This window comes from Nordella sp. HKS 07 (assembly GCF_011046735.1).
GTDB lineage: Bacteria > Pseudomonadota > Alphaproteobacteria > Rhizobiales > Aestuariivirgaceae > Taklimakanibacter.
The window spans coordinates 22,603-40,512 of record NZ_CP049258.1; the positions used below are offsets into that span (position 1 = coordinate 22,603).

At 61.6% G+C, this 17,910-nt stretch carries 9 protein-coding genes, 1 tRNA gene and 1 pseudogene; 4 read left to right on the top strand and 7 right to left on the bottom strand.

Translation table 11 applies throughout. The features are described 5' to 3' along the window. Nucleotides 1-3: 3 nt before the first annotated feature. The 3 genes and pseudogenes from G5V57_RS00095 to G5V57_RS00105 form a co-directional block, all read right to left on the bottom strand. Nucleotides 4-1,267: pseudogene (locus G5V57_RS00095) on the bottom strand (ABC transporter substrate-binding protein). Between the two features lie 31 nt (nucleotides 1,268-1,298). Beyond that, on the bottom strand, nucleotides 1,299-2,192 hold the full coding sequence (locus G5V57_RS00100) for a carbohydrate kinase family protein (protein ID WP_165173676.1): 894 nt from the start codon (nucleotides 2,190-2,192) through the stop codon (nucleotides 1,299-1,301). A gap of 32 nt (nucleotides 2,193-2,224) precedes the next feature. After that, on the bottom strand, nucleotides 2,225-3,607 hold the full coding sequence (locus G5V57_RS00105) for a 6-phospho-beta-glucosidase (RefSeq protein ID WP_165165529.1): 1,383 nt from the start codon (nucleotides 3,605-3,607) through the stop codon (nucleotides 2,225-2,227). A 150-nt stretch (nucleotides 3,608-3,757) separates the two neighbouring features. On the opposite strand from G5V57_RS00105, the gene G5V57_RS00110 reads away from it, so the two are divergent. Then, nucleotides 3,758-4,522, top strand: a complete 765-nt coding sequence (locus tag G5V57_RS00110) for a GntR family transcriptional regulator (RefSeq protein ID WP_165165530.1) — start codon at nucleotides 3,758-3,760, stop codon at nucleotides 4,520-4,522. 329 nt (nucleotides 4,523-4,851) lie between these two features. Here G5V57_RS00110 and G5V57_RS00115 read toward each other — a convergent pair whose 3' ends face one another. Continuing rightward, on the bottom strand, nucleotides 4,852-6,753 hold the full coding sequence (locus G5V57_RS00115; RefSeq protein WP_165165531.1) for a hypothetical protein: 1,902 nt from the start codon (nucleotides 6,751-6,753) through the stop codon (nucleotides 4,852-4,854). Beyond that, entirely contained in the window at nucleotides 6,671-10,252 is a 3,582-nt protein-coding gene (locus G5V57_RS00120) for a hypothetical protein (RefSeq protein WP_165165532.1), read from the bottom strand. The genes G5V57_RS00115 and G5V57_RS00120 overlap by 83 nt, the downstream gene beginning before the upstream one ends. A 1,256-nt stretch (nucleotides 10,253-11,508) precedes the next feature. Here G5V57_RS00120 and G5V57_RS00125 point away from each other — a divergent pair. Both G5V57_RS00125 and G5V57_RS00130 read left to right on the top strand, forming a co-directional pair. Next, nucleotides 11,509-12,027, top strand: coding sequence for a lipopolysaccharide assembly protein LapB (locus tag G5V57_RS00125; RefSeq protein WP_165165533.1), 519 nt, complete (start codon nucleotides 11,509-11,511; stop codon nucleotides 12,025-12,027). Between the two features lie 55 nt (nucleotides 12,028-12,082). Further along, a complete protein-coding gene (locus G5V57_RS00130; RefSeq protein WP_165165534.1) occupies nucleotides 12,083-12,433 on the top strand; it encodes a hypothetical protein in 351 nt (116 codons plus the stop codon). A 67-nt stretch (nucleotides 12,434-12,500) separates the two neighbouring features. Here G5V57_RS00130 and G5V57_RS00135 read toward each other — a convergent pair. Then, nucleotides 12,501-12,576 (bottom strand) — tRNA-Ile (locus G5V57_RS00135). 174 nt (nucleotides 12,577-12,750) lie between these two features. Between G5V57_RS00135 and G5V57_RS00140 the strand changes: the two genes are divergently transcribed. Beyond that, a complete protein-coding gene (locus G5V57_RS00140) occupies nucleotides 12,751-12,939 on the top strand; it encodes a hypothetical protein (RefSeq protein WP_165165535.1) in 189 nt (62 codons plus the stop codon). A 7-nt stretch (nucleotides 12,940-12,946) separates the two neighbouring features. On the opposite strand, the gene G5V57_RS00145 is transcribed toward G5V57_RS00140, so the two are convergent. Continuing rightward, nucleotides 12,947-17,647 carry a putative Ig domain-containing protein gene (locus G5V57_RS00145; RefSeq protein WP_165165536.1) on the bottom strand — a complete coding sequence of 1,567 codons (4,701 nt, stop codon included), beginning with the start codon at nucleotides 17,645-17,647 and terminating at the stop codon, nucleotides 12,947-12,949. Nucleotides 17,648-17,910: the final 263 nt, after the last annotated feature.

Consider the following 17,910-nt stretch of genomic DNA (forward strand, 5'->3'; position numbering starts at 1 on the left):
CGATCAATTCGCATTCACGTCGCGTTCCAGCCGTTTCGCCATCTGTTCGACCGCTTGCGCGACATCGTCCTTGCCGGAGATGATGTCATGCACCGCACGGTAGAAGGTACGCGAGACGCGATTGTAGTTCTTGCCGGTCACGGCGGAAGGCCGCGCCACCGATTCCGCGAAAGCCTGCTTGGCCATGTCGAGGAAGGGGATCTTGGCGAGGACGTCCTTGTCCTCATAGAGCGCCGCGACAGTCGGATTATAGCCGCCTTTGATGGCGCGCATCTTCTGGTCCTCCAGGCCGACCATGTAGCGCAGGGAGCTCGGTCGCCACTTCCTGCTTCTTGGAATATTTCGAGACGCTGAGATAGGCGGTGCCGAGCGTGCCGCTTGATTTCTCGCCCTCCGCGCCCACGGGCAGCGCCGACACGCCGACCTTGCCGACGAGGCTTGAGCCTTCCGCCTGCGAGGTGCCCCAGACATAGGGCCAGTTGCGGTGGAAGACCGCTTTGCCGCTCTCGAACACGCCGCGCGAGGTCTCCTCGTCATAATTGAGGACGCCGGGCGGCGAGATGCCGTCGATCCAGCCGCGCGCCCGGGTGAGCGCCGCGACGGTCTTGGGGTTGTTGATCGTCACCTCGTTATCGTCAGAGACGATGGTGCCGCCGCCGCTCGACGCGATCCATTCCAGCGCGTCGCAGGTGAGGCCCTCATAGCTGCGGCCCTGCCAGACGAAACCCCAGATATCGGCATTTCCGGCGGCGCGCTCGGCATCCTGGATCTCCTTGGCGGTTGCCGTCAGTTCGTCCCATGTCTTGGGCGCCGGCTTCTTGTATTTCTCCAGCAGGTCCTTGCGGTAGAACATGAGACCGGTGTCGATATAGAAAGGCATCGCCAGCAGCTTGCCGTCGAGCCGTCCCGCCTCGGTGGCGGAGGCGAAATGCGCCTTCACCTCGGCCTCGGGCACGAGCCCGGTGATGTCGGCGAAATGATCCTTGAACATGCCGAGCCAGATGACATCGACATAGAGAATATCGATATCGCCGGAATTGGCGGCGAAAAGCTGCTGATAGATCGGGATCGCCTCATCGAGGTTCTGCGGCAGCCGGTTGAGCTTCACCTCATGGCCGGTCTTGGCCGACCACTGTGCAGCCCCCTCCTCGCAAAGCTCAAAATCCGTCGCCGAGCAGAACATCGACACGCTCTCGGCTTTCGCCGGAAGCGCCGATATCCAGGCGAGGGCCGTCAATCCTGCCAGTAACTTCGCTATTCTCTTCATCGTTTCCCCACTGTTGCTTGTGTTTAACGCCTTACGCTCGAATTTTCTCCCGCCGGTATTGCGCAATGTCGGTCTGGAACGGCAGATTGCGGCCGCCATAGCCAGTCACCGCCAGCGACCCGCAGATGACCCCGATCTCGACCGCCGCGGCGATATCGGGCTCAGTGAGAAGGCCGTGCACAAACCCGGCATTGAAGCTGTCGCCGGCGCCTGTCGTGTCGACGACCTCGACCGGGAGCGCCGGAACGCGATGGCGCGTCCCCTGATGCATCACGACGGCCCCCTCGGCTCCGCATTTGATGACGACCGTCGGGCAATACTGAGCCAGGACCGCGAGATTGGCCTCGATATCCTTCTTGCCGGTCAGCACCTGCGCTTCCGTCGCATTGGGCAGGAACACATCGATGCACCTCAATGCCGCCACCAGTTGCGGATCATCGAGCGTCAGCTCGATATGCTGGCAGTCGGAGCAGACGATGATGCCCTCGGCGCGCGCCGCCTCGATGAGCGCCAGGCGCTTGGCGTCGAGCGAGAAGCCCTGGAGCAACAGGACGCGCGGACGTATGCGCTTCAGATCATCCGCCGTCGGCTGGGGCTCCGGCGCCTCGGAGTAGCTGATGAAGCCGCGGTCATGGGCGAAGGAGAAGGCCGAGCTGACGCGACGCAACGGCCGGTCGAGATGGGTGAAGAGACCGTCATCGATGCCTTCGCGCCGGGCCTCGTCCACGACCATGCGGCTGAAGACGTCATTGCCGAAGGCGCACCACCAGCCGGCCTGCGTTCCGAGCCGCGTGAGCGCCAGCGCGGTCGAGAAGGACCCGCCCGGAACCCAGTCGAATTCCTTGGCCCAGAGGTCGATGCCGATCCGCGGCACTTCGGGCAGCCCGCGGAAGATCAGGTCGAAGTAATACTCCCCGACCACCATCACGTCATAGGCTGAGTTGTGCCACCGCTCGATCACGTCCACTCTCCCGCATAATCCTTATGCGCGGCGAGATACTCATCGACGAGCGGCGCGGCGCGCGAATAGGAGAGGACCAGAGGATGCGCCATCAGCGCCTCGATGGCGGTGTCGCAGTCACGCCGGGAAATGGCGCGGATCGCCAGGCGCTCATAGTGCTTGACGCTGCGGACGAGCTGGCCCTGGGCATCGGGCATGGCGCCGATCTTCACGGGCTTGATGCCGCTTTTGTCAATGACGCAGCTCACTTCCACCACATCATCGGCGGCGAGCCCGTCAATAGCGCCGTCATTGCGAACATTGAGACCGCTATAGCAGGGCACATTCGTCTCGAGCGCGTCGATCAGATTGAGGGCAACGCCGGCATAGCCCTCGCCCTCCTCGCCGGTCTCGACCACGGCGGTCTCGACCAGCCTGTCGGCCTCTTCCATGCTGGGCGCATCATCGCGCGCATAATGCATGTAGGTGGCGTTACGCCGCCTTTCATAGGCGTAGTAGCGGGCGAGCGCCTCGTCCGCGCTCTTGTCAAGATCGATCCCGGCAAGCCCGGCGATCAGGGCGGCATTGAGGTCCTTCACCTCCTCGCCGCGCGTGCGGGCATCCGCCTTGAGGGCCTCGACCGCCTTCTCGGCATAATAATAGTAATAGAGATATTCGTTGATCCAGTTGCGCTGCCGGCGGATCAGCTTTGGATCGAACATGCGTTGCCGCGTCGATTTGAGGAAATGATCGTCATCGATGAGCGGCTGCAGCACCTCCTCGCTTTTGATGCGCGCGCTGCGTGTGAAGGAAAGGTGATTTAGGCCATAGACCTCGGCCCGGATATCGTTTTGCGGCACCTTGAACCAGTGCGCCAGCGCTTCCTGCGCGCCATTGGCACCATCGCAGATGCCGACGGTGCGGTGATAGCCGGCATCCTGCAGCGCCTGGGCCACGAGCCCGGCCGGATTGGTGAAATTGAACAGCCATGCCTCGGGGCTGACGCGCTTCAGAGTCTCCGCATAGGAGAGGATGGCCGGAATACTGCGCAGCGCCATGGCGAAGCCGCCAGGGCCCGTTGTCTCCTGGCCGAGCACGCCATGCGACAGGGATATTCTCTCGTCCTTGATACGTCCATCCTCGAAGCCGGGGCGAACCGTGGTGACCACATAGCTCGCGCCTTCGAGCGCCCGTTCCGCCTCACGTGCCATGGTGACGCGCACCGGCGATTGCATCCGGCGCGCCACTTCCTGAGAGAGACGGCCGAAGAGATCGAGCTTTTTCTCGTCGATGTCCTGCAGACAGATTTCCGTGAGGCCGCTTCTCTCGGCCCGCCGCAACGCGGAACCCACGAACAAAGGCGCCCTGACGCCGCCGCCACCGATCACGGTCAGTTTCATTCTTTAATCTTCCCCCTAAACTCGGCGAGCAGTACTGGATATATCCAGTTATGTCAAGTTATGATATCCCCTGAAACGAACACCGCGTGATTTGTTTCGCCCCCGAATCCGTTCACAGATTGCGCGAAAGGGAGCCTACAAGTGAGAGTCATGAAAAGCAGCAGCAGGACGATCGCGCGTAATCATCCCGATCCGCTCTATGTGCAATTGCGCGGCCTTCTAAGGGACATGATCGACCGCGGCGACCTGGTGGCGAACGACAAATTGCCTTCAGAGCGCGAGCTCGTGGCGCGCTATGGCGTCAGCCGCATCACCGTGCGACAGGCGATCAAGGATCTCGAGAATCTGGGCTATCTGCACACGCGACCGGGCAAAGGCATTTACGTCGCGGAGACAAAGCCCACTTATGAGCTCGAAATAGTAAGAAGCTTCACTCAGACAGCGATCGCGAACCGACATCGGCCTGGCATGCGCATGCTGAAGGGCGAGATCATCAAGGCCGGCGAGGAGATCGCCCGTCCGCTGTTGCTGCCCGTGGGTTCAGACGTCGTGTTCATCGAGCGCTTGCGGCTACTCGATGAAGTGCCGGTCGTCGTCCAGCGCGACTGGTTTTCCGCCGCATTGACGCCGGGCATCCTCTCCCTCGACTGGTCCGTCGATAACCGCTCGCTCTATGCAGAATTCGAGGAGCGCTATGGGATCTATCCAGCCCGCGGCCAGTCTACGTTGAGCGCCCGGCTCGCGAGCGAGGAAGAAGCCCGCTTCATGCAGCTCGACCTGCCGGCGGCTGTCCTGACCCTCGACCAGATCGCCTATGACAACAACAACCGCACGGTCAATGTCAGCGCCGCCGCCTATCATCCCTTGCGCTATCCGCTCACGCTGACCCAATTGCGGCGCCACCATCCGGGATGAGGCTTCGGCGGAGGCTCAAGCGACCAGCCCCGCCGTCCGTCCGCGCCATGATATCCTCCGCGAGGTGTGGCGCAGCGAGCCGCGCCACACGGCGCTGGCGCGGGATGCGGAAAAGTGGGCACCGGTTTTTCGCAAGAATCCCGCGCTAACATACAAGAATTGATCACGTTTATGAGCTTGGATTGACTCAATCCAAACTCATCGTGATCTATCGACATCATATCCGAAGATGGTCTTCCAGGCGGGAGCAGCTGCGAATACCGAAGAAAAGATCGAAAGGCGCGCGACGCGACAGCATAACATCCACGGGATTAGGCCTCCGCGACGAGCTACCTCAGGACAGAATAAACACTCCGGTCGTTCTCAAGCTGATTATTGAGCCAGTTCAGCAAGTCAAGATACACGACTTGGATGGCGTCAGCTGACCCTCCGGACTCCCTCATTATAAAGTTGTTTAGCGCGTCAATTGCGTTTTGCATTTGTCTGAGTGCCCCGAGCAGATACATGGCCAGAGCACTGTCCGCGGCATCAGCCTTTGCTGCCTGGGACAGTTCCTGCCGCATGTGACGCAAGAACCGGAACCTTTCCCACCCGCTCTCTTCTTGCAGCCACTTGCGGTAGAGCGGACTCGCGGCCCAATAATCTCTTATATCGTTACGTACATAGTCGAAATCGTTCAGAAAACGGTCGTCAGTGCCATCGTCTTTGAGCAGCTGCGCGAGCTGGATTGCTGTTGCACGTTCCAGCTCGGTACGCACAGGTGCCGCCGGCGAGCTGAGGTAGTTGACGATCCTATCGAAAGTTTGATCGGTCCACAGCGGCACGACTGGAAAGAGCTCAACCCTTCGGTTCCATGCCCGGTCGAGCGCCTCGCGATCTTCGTCATCGAAGAGTCTCTGAACGCTCTCCGGCGCCCGAGATATGCTGATACCTTCCTGCCGTATGTTCAAGCGGCTTGACGGCATCCCAAATCGCCGTTCGTACACATTCGATACGGCCAGCGCGCGGGCGAAGGCAACATTCTGATTATGAGCCTCAGTTCCACTGGCGCTGGCATGGCCGACGATGTCCACGTATATCCCTTGATCACGCCAAGTCGTCCAGAACGGATCAATAGTTTGCAGGCCAAGTGCGACGTCGAACCGCCGAATGTCTGAGCTATTCACAGCGAAATTCCACAACGCGTAGCTGACGGCGTCGCCCCATAGGCCGGGTATTCTGACGATGAACCCATCGCGATACTTTTCCGCGAACTGACGCTCGAGGCGGTTTAGCTGTGCGGCACCATCAAGTTCGGCATCAGCGCGGTCGGGCGCAGTTCGAATCTTTGTTTCGCCAATTTCGACGCTGCTCACGGACTCACCGGGAATAGTGCGCATAAGGTCGGTTACGGCCTCACTTTCCTGTACGCGCCGCATTTCTTCCGGATTGAGCGCGCTCATGACTTCGACGCGTTGCTTGGCGGCCTGATCGGCCGCAATGCCCCCTCGCGCTTCCTGCCCGTCGATCACCTTAAGTCGATCGGCGACCGAAAGCGCCTTTGAATCGATTGCCGCGTCACCGGCCATCGTCTTTAGCGCCGACGTTCGCAGCTGTTTCGCGTCACTTTTTTCTATTTTGTTGTCCGCCTCCGCCTTATCTATTGCTCTCATTGTCTGGCCGACGTTTCTCGTCGCAGCCGCCTGTTTCGCCAGGTCCGAGGCCTCCTTGCCGAAGGCGAGAGCGGTATCCATCGCCTTCGAATAGGCGGCCAGGGCGTTGGCCTGTGTTCCGGCGAGACCGGTGATGTCAGTGAAGCTGCTCCTGGCAAGAGCGTCGAGCGCCGCCTTGACGCCAGCGGGATCGGGCGCCGCCTGCGGAGTCTGCATGCCGATGATCGGCGTCGGGAACGGCGTGGCCGCGCCATATGCCGGCTCGCTGCGACGCGAGGCCAGAGCGTTGACATCGAGCGGCGGCGGCTCATCGATCGGCGCCTCGTCCCAGCGCCAGAACCGCGTATCGTCGATCTCCTCGCAGGCGTTGCAATCCCCCATCACCGCCTCGGCGAACACGCCGCGCGTCGGCAGGCTGATGCGCGATGGCGGAGCCGGTGACTGCGGATCGTATTGTTCGAGAAGCGTCGCGCCGCTGGCCAGCCTGAACTGCGGGTCAAGATGGTTGCCGAGCGCGACCGGCATGACGAGCGAGTTTCCGACAATACCGATCAGGGAGTTGTCGACGACGGACGCCACGCTGCGCCCCCCCGGCGTTCGGCGCTTCATACCCGTCGAGCAGCATGTACCGCCGGTTCGGATCCATCGTCCACCAGATGGCATGGTGGTAATATTCGAGGTTGGCGTTCAGATGATCGATGAGTTCGGCCGAGAGCCGGATGTCCTCGAGCCGTGGAGACCGCTGCTCCCACTCGTCGAGCGGGGTGTACAGCGTCGCGCCATTGCCGACGCGAACTGGCGACATCCCGGGAATCGGTACATAGTCGGAAGGAAATCCAAGGGGTATCGGCGGCGGCGCGATGTTAGGGAGACCCGGAAACCCCTGGAAACCGGGGAATGGTGGCACGGGCAATGACGGCGCGCCGGTAAAGGCGACGATCGGCAGATCGATATCGTCATTGACGCGCGAGTCGTTTACGAGATCGCGACGGAACATGCGCGTCTGGTACCGGAGCGCTGCGGAATTGACGATTGCCCGGCATCCCGGAGGCAACGGCGCCGCGCACTTGATGATGATCGAGGAAATGTCGGAGCGGCGCACCGGATTGGTGACGTGCCCGCGCACGGAAACGAGCAGCGGCGAGCCGGGCTGATAGTTCGAGACCAGCGTGAAGTCGGCGCCATTCAGCTTGACTTCGTTCGGGCCGACGCGCGCATAAAGCTCGAGTTGATCGACAAAACCGGCAGCCGCCGGCGGCATCACCTCCTGCTGGAATTTTGTGTATCGCTCTTCCGCTGTCGGCAGATTGAATAACGTCTCCGTGAGCGCCTGGGCGCCCTGCGTCGTGGCCTTGACGGCGTCAGCGGCGGCGCTCGTGACGGCGCCGGCGAGCAGGCTCCCGCCGCCGGTGGCTATCGCCAGCACCGCGCCCAGAAACCCTTCCGTCGGCATCAGTGCTTTGGTCACCTTCTCGGCGACATCCGCGGCATTCTCCGGCGTCGGCGCCGGCTTCTCGGGAAACGGCGGCAGCGGGATGAAGATCGTGATCGTCAATTCACCGAAGATCGCGTTCACGAGCTCATCGGCATAACGGCCGACCGGCGTATCCACTTCGCCCCAAAGGGTGAAGACCCGTCGTGTGGCGTCGAAGGCCGGCGCCAGCTCGCGCCGCTGCAGATACGTCGACAGCGGCTGGCGCCAGCGCAGCGTCCTCTCGCGATTGAACTCGCTCATCGGCAGCGGGACGAACAGGCATTCCTGCACGTCCACGAGCTCGTTCGTCACTTTGAGGTGCCTCAACACCTCGAAATACTGAATCGTCAGGGCATGGCAGTGATTGTGGTTAGCGACGACTTCGGTCGTGGCGCGGATCGCTTCGCCTTGGCTCGCGGTCTGTACGATTGTCGAGCGGAGATTGCGCACGGCCGATGCCGACTGCAGCGTGCGATCGCGCAGATGCTGAAGCGACGAACTGGACACGTCCCGACTCGAGATCTGGAAAGCCGACGACGTGCTGTCGCCGACGCCGCCGGAGACGCCAATCAGAGCGCCGAAGTTGAATTGCTGGTATGAACCGTTGCCCGCCGCCCCGGTGCCGACGCCGGCGCCGGCCGTGGTGTTCCGCGATCCGCCGCGAACGGACTCTGAAAGCGCGCCCGACACGACCTCGCTCAGATCGCGATCACGCGAGAGCGCCGCCTGCAGCCCCTCATCCGCCGATGTGAACTCTTCGCGTGTCGTGCGCTCGCGCCGTTCCCAGTCGACCACGGAAATGAGCTTCTTCTGGCCGGGCGCGAGCGGCAGGCTATAGAGCAGGTCGCCCAGCGAATAGCCGTCGGCGTACCACACCTGCTTGAAGTGCAGCAGGTGGCCATGCGCGATCGAAGTGGCCTCGTAAAATGTCGGCGTGGAATCCCAATCGACCGGTGTCTGCGAATTGAGCGGAACACGCATCGGCGGGCGCGGCTTCAACCCTTTCAACGCGTAGATGTCGGGGGAAAGCCTCGCCAAATTCCTGGCCGGGGAGCCGGCTTGGGTCGCGTATCGCGAGTCGACGCCCACATGGGAAGGGTCAATAGTGGCCGCATACGATGTGAAGACGGGAGCAGCGCCCAGAACCGCGACCCCGCGCGGTGGAGATACTGTGCCTCCGGAGCTCCCTTTGGCATAAGCCACGGATTTGTTGATCACGTCCTCGATATCGGGATTCGCTGCCGGATCCCACAGTGACGCAACACCACCGACGCCCCAGCCGGGGAACTGTTGGAAAAAGCTCATCGGCAGTTGGTTCCCGCCGGTCTTGCCGATCGTTGTGCGCACCGCCAGCTCGACCGTTTCCCAGGTCACCGTCGAGAAGACAACAAGGCGAGAGAGCACTTCAAGGGACGCGAGCGCCGCCCTGATCGCTGTGTCCAGCGGCGGCACCGCGCTGCCCGGTGGCGGCGATGACGATGTACCGATCGGTGGCGGCGACGGCAGCACGCTCGACGGCGGGAGCCTGACCGGCTCGTCCTTCACCGTTCCGGTCACCACACCGGAAATTTCCGGCTCGGTTGTGCGAACGACGGAGTAGAAGTCAAACTCCTCGATGGCGCGGTTCGGAACGTTGAACTTGACGCATTCGCCGGTGCCCAGATCCGTGGAGAACGTGCCGGGCGCGTCCGCGATGTTGTCCTGCGTCGGCGTCCGCGGAACTGTCAGGTCATGGCAGTGGCAATCATCGCTCGGGACGTTCTTGCCATTGGGTTTCGCTAACCCTGGTTCCGTGGACTCTTCTTGGTCAGGTCTTTTCGACAGATCCACGAGGATTGGTATTCGCGGAGGCACGAGCGAATTCTCGAGCCGCACGGGCGTATCACCCGGGACTCCGGACACGACGGCGACGACTTCTGCGTAGGCACGATTGCGAACTGAGCCGGCGAAATAGCCCGATGCGTCAGCCTTGGACACCAGAATCGGCTCGGGCGGATCGTCGGCCGGAATGCCCTGCTCACGTGCCAGCAGCAGCACCTGCATCGTCGTTGGAAGCGGACGGCCGTTGCGTTCGATCACGCGCCCCTGGATGCGACGCGTGAGCGGCGCTTCGGCAGGCGCGCCAGGTTTGTCGAGGACGGTTTGTTTCAGCCGGGGCACTTCGATGATGACCGGCTTCTCGAAATCAGCGGCGAGGAGTGGCTGCCTATTGAGTAGCTTGCCGACGGCGGAATACGCCTCGAGCGTCACGTCACCGACAATTTCCAGCTTGTCCGGAAAGGCAAGGATGAATTTGCCCGCGGCATCGGTCAGTGCTGACACGTGAGCGGCAACCGTTTCGGCCGGCGCGGCGGGTGTTGTCGGCGGCGGTTCTGTCGTCGGTGGCGGCGTCCCGCCGGGCTCCACCGTCGGCGCGGGCGGAGGCCCGCCCGTTTCGATCAGGCCGCCCGGGTCGATGTCCTCGGGTCTCGCTCGTCTTGGCGACAGTCGCAGGTCTGGCGTCGCCTGAGTTTTGCGATCGAAGAACGCCTCGACGCGGCATCCCGAAAAATTCGTGCTCGCGCCGGCGGCGCTTTCCAGTAAACCTGAAAGTTGCCAGCCCATATGCGCATTTCCGTTAGGAGAAAGAAACACTACGCTGGAGTAACGACCTCGGGAACAGGCTTCCCAAAACGCAGTTAATTCGAACCAGATTTTTGGCGGTCGGCGATCCCGCGACCTGTCGGTCATAGTCATAAGGTGTCAGCAGCGCCTTTCACAGCTGGCGGCGCCTTCCACATGGCGTGCTGCATTCAGTTCGCAGGACAAACCGCGGCAAATACACCGCGCACTCCGCCTTTCTCGCACGCAAAGATTCCAGTTAAAGAGAAGGCCCTGTCGCCGCGAATTTCTAGTGATCTGCAACAGGGGCATCTCGCTTTGCCGGAGCATGCCTGCCTGGCTGCGCCAGCGTGATTGGTGAGGGCGGCTCGTCTTGGTCAGTGGCGAAAACGATTGCGGAACTCTTCAATGGAGTATCGACACATCTGCACAGCCGGCATGGTCGCGCAGCACTGCCTATCGACTACTTGTGAAACCTTCGAGTCGAGACCGGTGGACGGTATATCATTTTTGCAACGTCCCGTTTGACATCGTGGGCCAAAGCATGGGATTTTGGAAATTACAAGCTCGGATGATGTGCCCCGAGCGATGAGCTGCCTGATTTTCGGCCGCGCGCCTGGCTTCTGAGTTACTGCCCCGCGGGCATTTCAGTACGGTCGCAAATCCTTCCGAATAGTAACGCCGTCGTCCTTCACATCATCACCCCCGTGAAGCGTGTGAGCACGACTTCGCTTTCACCCCACTTTGACAAAAGGATCAACCAATGGTGCTCGATCACCGAGGGAATCATCGACTCGTGCAGGCTTTGCTACGTGCGAGGGACAGAGGGGGCAGCGTTGATGTCCTTGAGGATGCCGCACAAACGCATGCATTCGCAAAGGGACGCCCCCAAGTGAACATGGGTCCTGTTGGAACTATGATATCGCCGCTTCCAGAAGGTAGCGGCGAAGCACTCTGGAACTGGTTGACTAAGCCACCACCAGTATCTTGCCCAGCGGATAGTTTTCCTCCGGTATTCCCACCTTTGGAGAAACGAGGTAACTTCGGTGGCTCAGGGAACCGTGACTGTGACGAGGAATGGAGGGACGCCAGAGAAATCTGCGAAAAGGAACTCAAGAAGCCTAACCCTAATCGCCGCATGACTGGAGGTTATCGCGATGTTGACAATTGCGCAAAAGGATTTGTTAGCCAACGATGCGGGGGGAATAGGGTAAAGTAGCAAGAAATTCGCGGCCTTTTCCAAGCTATTTGGGACGAACATGACTGCTAAGTATCGCGCGCTCAGATCGAAGGTGTTTGAATTGTGCAAGCAATCCAAATACGCAGAAGCGATCGCGCTATGTCAGACCAAGATTGAGGAAGCAAAAAATAAGGGCGAAAGCGTTGGTACAATTTCCATGATTCCCTACATCCTACATCACCAAGGACGGCTTTCTGAATGTAAGGAGGCGCTTCAATCTATAATTGATGCAGACGAACTTGATCGTGGATCACTATACCATTTACTTGAAATATTGATCTTACTTGGTGATTTTGAGCACGCGATTGCGACAGCTGATCGGCTCATTGAGGTAGATGCAAAATTCCCTTTTCAATCCTTCACTGCATCGGCCTACTTCCATAAGGCCTATGCAGCCTGGAAGCTGGGACGTTTCAAACAGGCAAAGGCGGCTCTCGACAAGAGTGATGAAAAAGGATCGATTTGGATCGACAGGCATTTGCTTTCGAGGGAGCATTTGGCCTCTAGCATATCTCGTAGAAGAGTCGACCCCGCCTAGCGTCCTGATCGCGTTGGGCGTGCAACAGTTACTTGGGATGGGATGGATTGCTATTATGTCCTATTGGCTGGCCGCTATTTCACGACATCAGCAAGCTGATAGATTTTCAATTGCGCTTTCGGTTTTAGGCATCCAGCGAAAAGCCATCCCGTTCAACTCAATGAGTTCGCTGTCCGGGGATGTTCTCGAGCACGGATTTCCGATCATCATCTTCTTATCGCGCCGGCCATGCCCCCACGTAAATTACGAGGGAAGTCGCCTCAGCTCTGGGCTTCCTGCCTGCATTCATCAAATTCGGCTCGATCTGGCAAAGGAAGTGCCCAAATACTTGGCTGTGGGTGGGCTTCGTTTCGAGGCTCAAGATAAGGCCATCAAACCGACGCGCTACAAGCATGTCTGTGGATGACTATGGACCGGGTGGCCCGGATTTGCTGGTGCTTTGCGCCGCTCCTGGACGTTCTAGGAAGGGTCATTGGTGGGCCCGGAGGGACTCGAACCCCCAACCAGACGGTTATGAGCCGTCAGCTCTAACCATTGAGCTACAGGCCCCACCCGGCGCGCATCGCTACAGCAATTCGTTTCCTAATGCCAGCCCGGCTTTACCAGCTCTGTGCTGGCCTCCGAATGCCGCCCGGGACGCTCGGCGCGGTCGATTTGCCTTGCCCTGACGGGTCATGCTTAGCTGCCGGCACAAAAATGATGCGTCCGCGCGGGAGGTAGAACATGGCGGATTTCATTGTCTTGCACTGGGTGATTGTGCTGGTCGTACTCCTGGCGATCGTCATTCCCTTCTGGAAGATCCTGCCCCGGGCCGGTATTCCCGCCCCCGTGGCGCTGGTCGCCCTAGTCCCCTTCGGGGCTCTGATTCTCTTGTGGATACTGGCCTTCAAGCGTTGGCCCGGGGATACTTGAACGGGCTTCAAAACTCCTGTTTGAACTGGACCTCACCGCCCCAGGCCTCGAAATCGGAGCTGCCTACCCCGTCATAGAAGCCCGAGGCCGACAGTGACGACGAGGGCCCGCCGAACAGCGTGAAACCGAGCTCGCCCCGTCCGCGCAGGCCCGTTTCCTCGAGCCCCGGGCTTTCCGCCACGGTGGTCGCGGTGTTCTCTTGAGAGAAGGTCCAGATGCCTTCGAAAGACAGGAACGGCGCTACCCGCATCAGGTCGTTGAGCTCCATTTCCGTGCTCACCCGCGGTCCGAAGGTGAAGGTGCCGGTGGCCGACTTCACCGAGGGGATGTCGAAGCCGAGGCTGTCCTCATAGTCTTCGCTCTTCTCCTCGAAATAAGCGATCTCGGCCTTGGGCTCGATCGTCAGGCGCTCGAGGTCGAAACGCCCGATGACAGCGGCGGAGATCAGCCAGCGCGTCGCATCCACCTCGTCCGTATAGGTGCCGAAGGGCGACACATTATTGTAGGACCGGCCCCAGGCGGCACGCGCGTCGAAGAAGACATTCTCGGCAAGGCGCGCCGTCAGATACGGCCCGAGCATGTATCCGAGGCCGTCGATCTCGGCATCATCCTCGCCGTCCATGTCGGTCCAGTCGAGCTGACCGCCGAGGCCGAGTAAGAGGCCTGGCGTCACGAGATAGTCGGCACCCGCATGGATGATGCCGAAATCGCCGTCGCCGCCCGCCGCATTGAAGCCCGCGAACTTGCCCTCGACCCACAGATCGAACGGATTGAGCGGCATCTCATCGCCGCCGCCACCGGCATAGAGCCCGTCGAGGGCGAGCGCCCCCTCCTCGCGCGTTTCGTCCTTGGCCATGGCGCGGCGCAGGCTGTAGCTGAAGGACGCCTCGCGCTCGGAGAGACGCACGCCGAAAGGCAGCATGTCGCCGCCGAAGCTCATGCCGAAGCCCGTAACCCCGCCCTGCGATGACATGTTGCCGGTCAGCCGTTCGATGCGGCGCGAGGAGTCAGGCCCGTTGGCGAGGATCAGTTGCGAGCGTGCTTCCAGGAACTGGCCGATGAGCCCGGTCGTCTTGCTGATATCGGACGCAGAGAGCGTGCAGACGATGTTGGTGGCCACCGGGACTGTCAGCGAGCCGGTGCGCTGGGCGGGATCGATGCTGCTCACCCCGTCGCTGCAGGTCGCTGTCGCCACATCGAAGCCGGCGGGGACCGTGAAGCTCATCGGATAGGTGCCGGGATCGAGCGCGATCGCGCTCGAAGATCCGCTGCCCGATGAGGTGGTGAACGAGAAATTGAGCGCGGGTTCTGGCGAGGAGAAATTGAAGGTGCCGTCGGTTGTCGTGTTGACGACCAACGTCACTGTGCCCTGCGCGCGCTGCACCACTCTGACGGTAAAGCTCCTAGTCACCTCATTGCCGGCCGCATCCCTCGCTATATAGGTATTCACCGTCGCGCCGAGCGGGAAGGTCGCACCGCTGGCCAGTCCGGCGGTCTGCGTGATGGTAACGCCGATATTGTCGCTTGCGGTTGGCCCGGACCAGATCACCACCGCGCTTGTCAGAGGTGGATCGACTGGGACCGTGATGTCATCTGGGAATATGTCGAAGACCGGCGGCGTGTCGTCATGGGCATTCAGCGTATAGCCGGCCGGGCTGCTGACGAAGGGACCGCCATCGCCAACCGGCGTGGCGTCCGTCGCCGTGACGGTGAAATTGAATGTCCCGGTTTCGGTGATGGTGCCGGACAGGACACCCGCCTCCGATAAGGTCAGCCCATTGGGCAGGTCGCCGCTCCAGGTGAATTTATGCGGTGTCTGCCCGCCCGTCGCCGTGAAGGTCTGGTTGAAGACGGTGCTCGAATAGGCATTGAAGGTGCCCCCGAGCGACGGGCCGGTGATCGTCACCGTCGGATTGGTGACGTCCAGCGTGTAGGTCGCGGGCGCGCTGTGGAATGGACCGCCATCGCCGGTAGACGTGCTGTCGGACGCGATGATGGCGAAGGTGTAGCTCCCTGGGAGGTTGGGCGTACCGGACAGCACGCCGGCGGTAGAGAGTGTCATGCCGGACGGCGCCGATGAGCCCGAAGCGAAGGCGAAAGTATGAGCGCCATTGCCGCCGCTGGCAGTAAAAGTCTCGCTGTAGGCAGCACCCGTCGTCGCCGCCGGGAGCGCACCCGCCGCCGGAGAATTGATGGCGACGGTGGGATTGGTGACCTGCAGCGTGTAGGTCACGGGCGTGCTGTGGAATGGACCGCCATCGCCGACGGGCGTGCTGTCGGACGCGATGACGTCGAAGCTGTAGCTGCCCGCGAAATTGGGCGTGCCGGACAGCTCTCCCTCGGCCGACAGGGTCAGCCCCGGCGGCAATGTGGTGCCTGAAGCAAGCGCGAATGTATGCCCGCCATTGCCGCCGCTCGCAGTGAAGCTCTGGCTGTACGCCGTTCCGGTCGTTGCCGCGGGTAACGCACCCGCCGCCGGCGTGCTGATCGCAACGACAGGATCAGTGACGGTCAGCGTATAAGCCACGGAAGCGCCCGTGAAGGGGCCGCCCATGCTGGGCGCGGTTCCATCGCTCGGCGTGACAAGGAAACCATAGGCGCCCGCCTGGTTTGGCGTGCCGGACAGCACACCGCCCGGCGAAAGCGAAAGTCCAGGCGGCAAGCCGACGAGGTTCATGAAACTGTGCGTGCCGGTGCCGCCACTCGCGGTGAAGCTCTGGCTGTAAGCCGCTCCGGTCGTCGCCGCCGGCAATGCTCCCGTCGCGGGCGAGGTGATCGCCACCGTCGGCGCGCTGATGGTGATCAGATAGGCCTGAGCCCCGGTCGCGCCATGGACGTCGGTAGCGGTGACGATGAAACTGAACGCACCGACCGCGGCCGGCGTGCCGGTTATCGCGCCGGTATTCGGATCGAGCTCGAGCCCATCGGGCAGGTTCCCGCTGATACGCTCGAATTCATAAGGCGCGGTGCCTAGCGAAGCGGTGATGGTGGACGAATATGGCGTGGTCGCCGCCTCTCCGGTCGTGGCGATCGCCGACAGAGTGAGCGTCGGCCGTGTGACGGTGATCGACACCGTCGCCGGCGCCGACGTGCCGGTGACATTGGTCGCCGTATAGGTGAAGCTGTCCGAGCCGGAATAGCCGGCGGTCGGCGTATAGGTGATCGACATTCCGATCGCCGTAGCCGTTCCATGCGCCGCTGACCCGACCGCGACGCTGGCCGGCGGGCCGCCCGTGATATTAAGCGTGATCGCATTGTTGATGCTGTTTGCCGCCACCGTGGCGCCGACATTATTGGCGATCGGCGCCGCTGGATTGACGGTAATCGACACCGTCGCGGCTGCAGAAGTGCCGCCGGCATTGGTGGCCGTATAGGTGAAGCTGTCCGGCCCGAAATAACCGGCATTCGGCGTATAGGTAATCGATGTGCCACTGGCGGTGGCGGTGCCGTTCGACGCCGCCGACGCCACGGCGACACTGGTGGCGACACCGCCAGTTAGGCTGAGCGTGATCGAATTACCCGAGCTGTTGAAGGCAACGGTCCCACTTACCGCATTGGCTACCGGCGGTGGCGGGTTAACGGTGACCGTCACTGTGGCCGGGGCCGAGGTGCCGTCCGCATTGGTGGCGGTATAGGTGAAGCTGTCGGGGCCGAAATAACCATTGGCCGGTGTGTAGGTGATCGACATGCCGGTGGCGGTGGCGGTGCCGTTGCTCGCTTGCGTTCCAACGGCGACGCTGGTGGGAGTCCCCCCGGTGATGTTGAGCGTCACCGCGTTGTTGGTGCTGTTATAGGCAACCGTCGCGCTGACCGCATTGGCGATCGGCGGATTGGGCGGCACGGTGGTGACGGAATAGGCGCGGTCGCCGGTGTAGGGGCCGTCACCGGTGCTCGTATCCTCTGCCGTTACGGTGAAACTGGACGGTCCCGCGCCCGTCGGCGTGCCGGAGATCACCCCGCTGGTCGGATTGATCGAGAGGCCGGCCGGCAAAGCGCCGGACGAGATGCTATAGGTGAAGGATCCCGTGCCGCCGCTCGCCGACACCGTCCGGTTATAGGGAATGCCGGTCACCGGATCGGGCAAAGTCGTCGGACTGACCGTGATGGTCGGCGGGCTGACCGTGATGGTCACGGTCGCCGGCGCGGAGGTGCCGGCGGAATTCGTCGCCGTATAGGTGAAGCTGTCGGAGCCCCCATACCCCGCTGTCGGCGTATAGGTGATCGACGTTCCGGCAGCAGTCGCGATCCCACGCGTCGCCTGGGTTCCGATGGCGACGCTGGTCGGCGTTCCGCCGGTGATGTTGAGCGTGATCGGATTGTTCGTGCTGCCATAACCGACCGTAGCCGCGACGGGATTGGCAACCGGTTGTTGCGGGGCGATGGTGATCGAATAGGCGCGCGAGATGCGGAGCTTACCGTCGGGCGGTGTCGTACCGGTCGAACTGTCGGCCGCTTCGATGGTGAAATTGTAGGTACCCGCCGCGGTCGGCGTGCCGGCCAACTCGACCGTGCTGGATGCGCCGGTGGGCGAACTGACCGTGCCGAGCGAAAGTCCCGGCGGCAGCGTACCCGAAACCACGGTGAACGCATAAGGAGACGTGCTGCCGGAAGCGATCAGCGTGACCGCCGGATAGGCGACGCCGACAGTCCCGCCCGCAAGCGCCCCTGCTGCAGGCGTCATCGACAGAATGGGCGCACCGACCGTCACCGTGACGGTGGCTACGACAATTTTGTCACGGGCCCAAGGGCAGCCTGGAGAGTTGCAAAATCTAAGCTCGAAAGTGTCGGTGCCGGTGAAAGTGGGACTTGGTGTATATTTGACGATGTTGTGGTCGGTTTCGGTTTGCGACCAATACGAGCCACCGCCTGACGAAGTTCCCGTTTGTGGCCTTCCGGCAAGACCGCTATCCACAGCGGGATACCTACGGTCGCAGGCGTACAGGACCGCGGAATTCACAGTCTCGCTCATAA

What these genes read in the sequence shown, in the direction of transcription:
- G5V57_RS00100 (WP_165173676.1), bottom strand. Translation starts at nt 2,192, where the DNA reads ATGGTGGTCGGGGAGTATTACTTCGACCTGATCTTCCGCGGGCTGCCC.
- G5V57_RS00105 (WP_165165529.1), bottom strand. Translation starts at nt 3,607, where the DNA reads ATGAAACTGACCGTGATCGGTGGCGGCGGCGTCAGGGCGCCTTTGTTC.
- G5V57_RS00110 (WP_165165530.1), top strand. Translation starts at nt 3,758, where the DNA reads ATGAAAAGCAGCAGCAGGACGATCGCGCGTAATCATCCCGATCCGCTC.
- G5V57_RS00120 (WP_165165532.1), bottom strand. Translation starts at nt 10,252, where the DNA reads ATGGGCTGGCAACTTTCAGGTTTACTGGAAAGCGCCGCCGGCGCGAGC.
- G5V57_RS00125 (WP_165165533.1), top strand. Translation starts at nt 11,509, where the DNA reads ATGACTGCTAAGTATCGCGCGCTCAGATCGAAGGTGTTTGAATTGTGC.
- G5V57_RS00130 (WP_165165534.1), top strand. Translation starts at nt 12,083, where the DNA reads ATGTCCTATTGGCTGGCCGCTATTTCACGACATCAGCAAGCTGATAGA.
- G5V57_RS00140 (WP_165165535.1), top strand. Translation starts at nt 12,751, where the DNA reads ATGGCGGATTTCATTGTCTTGCACTGGGTGATTGTGCTGGTCGTACTC.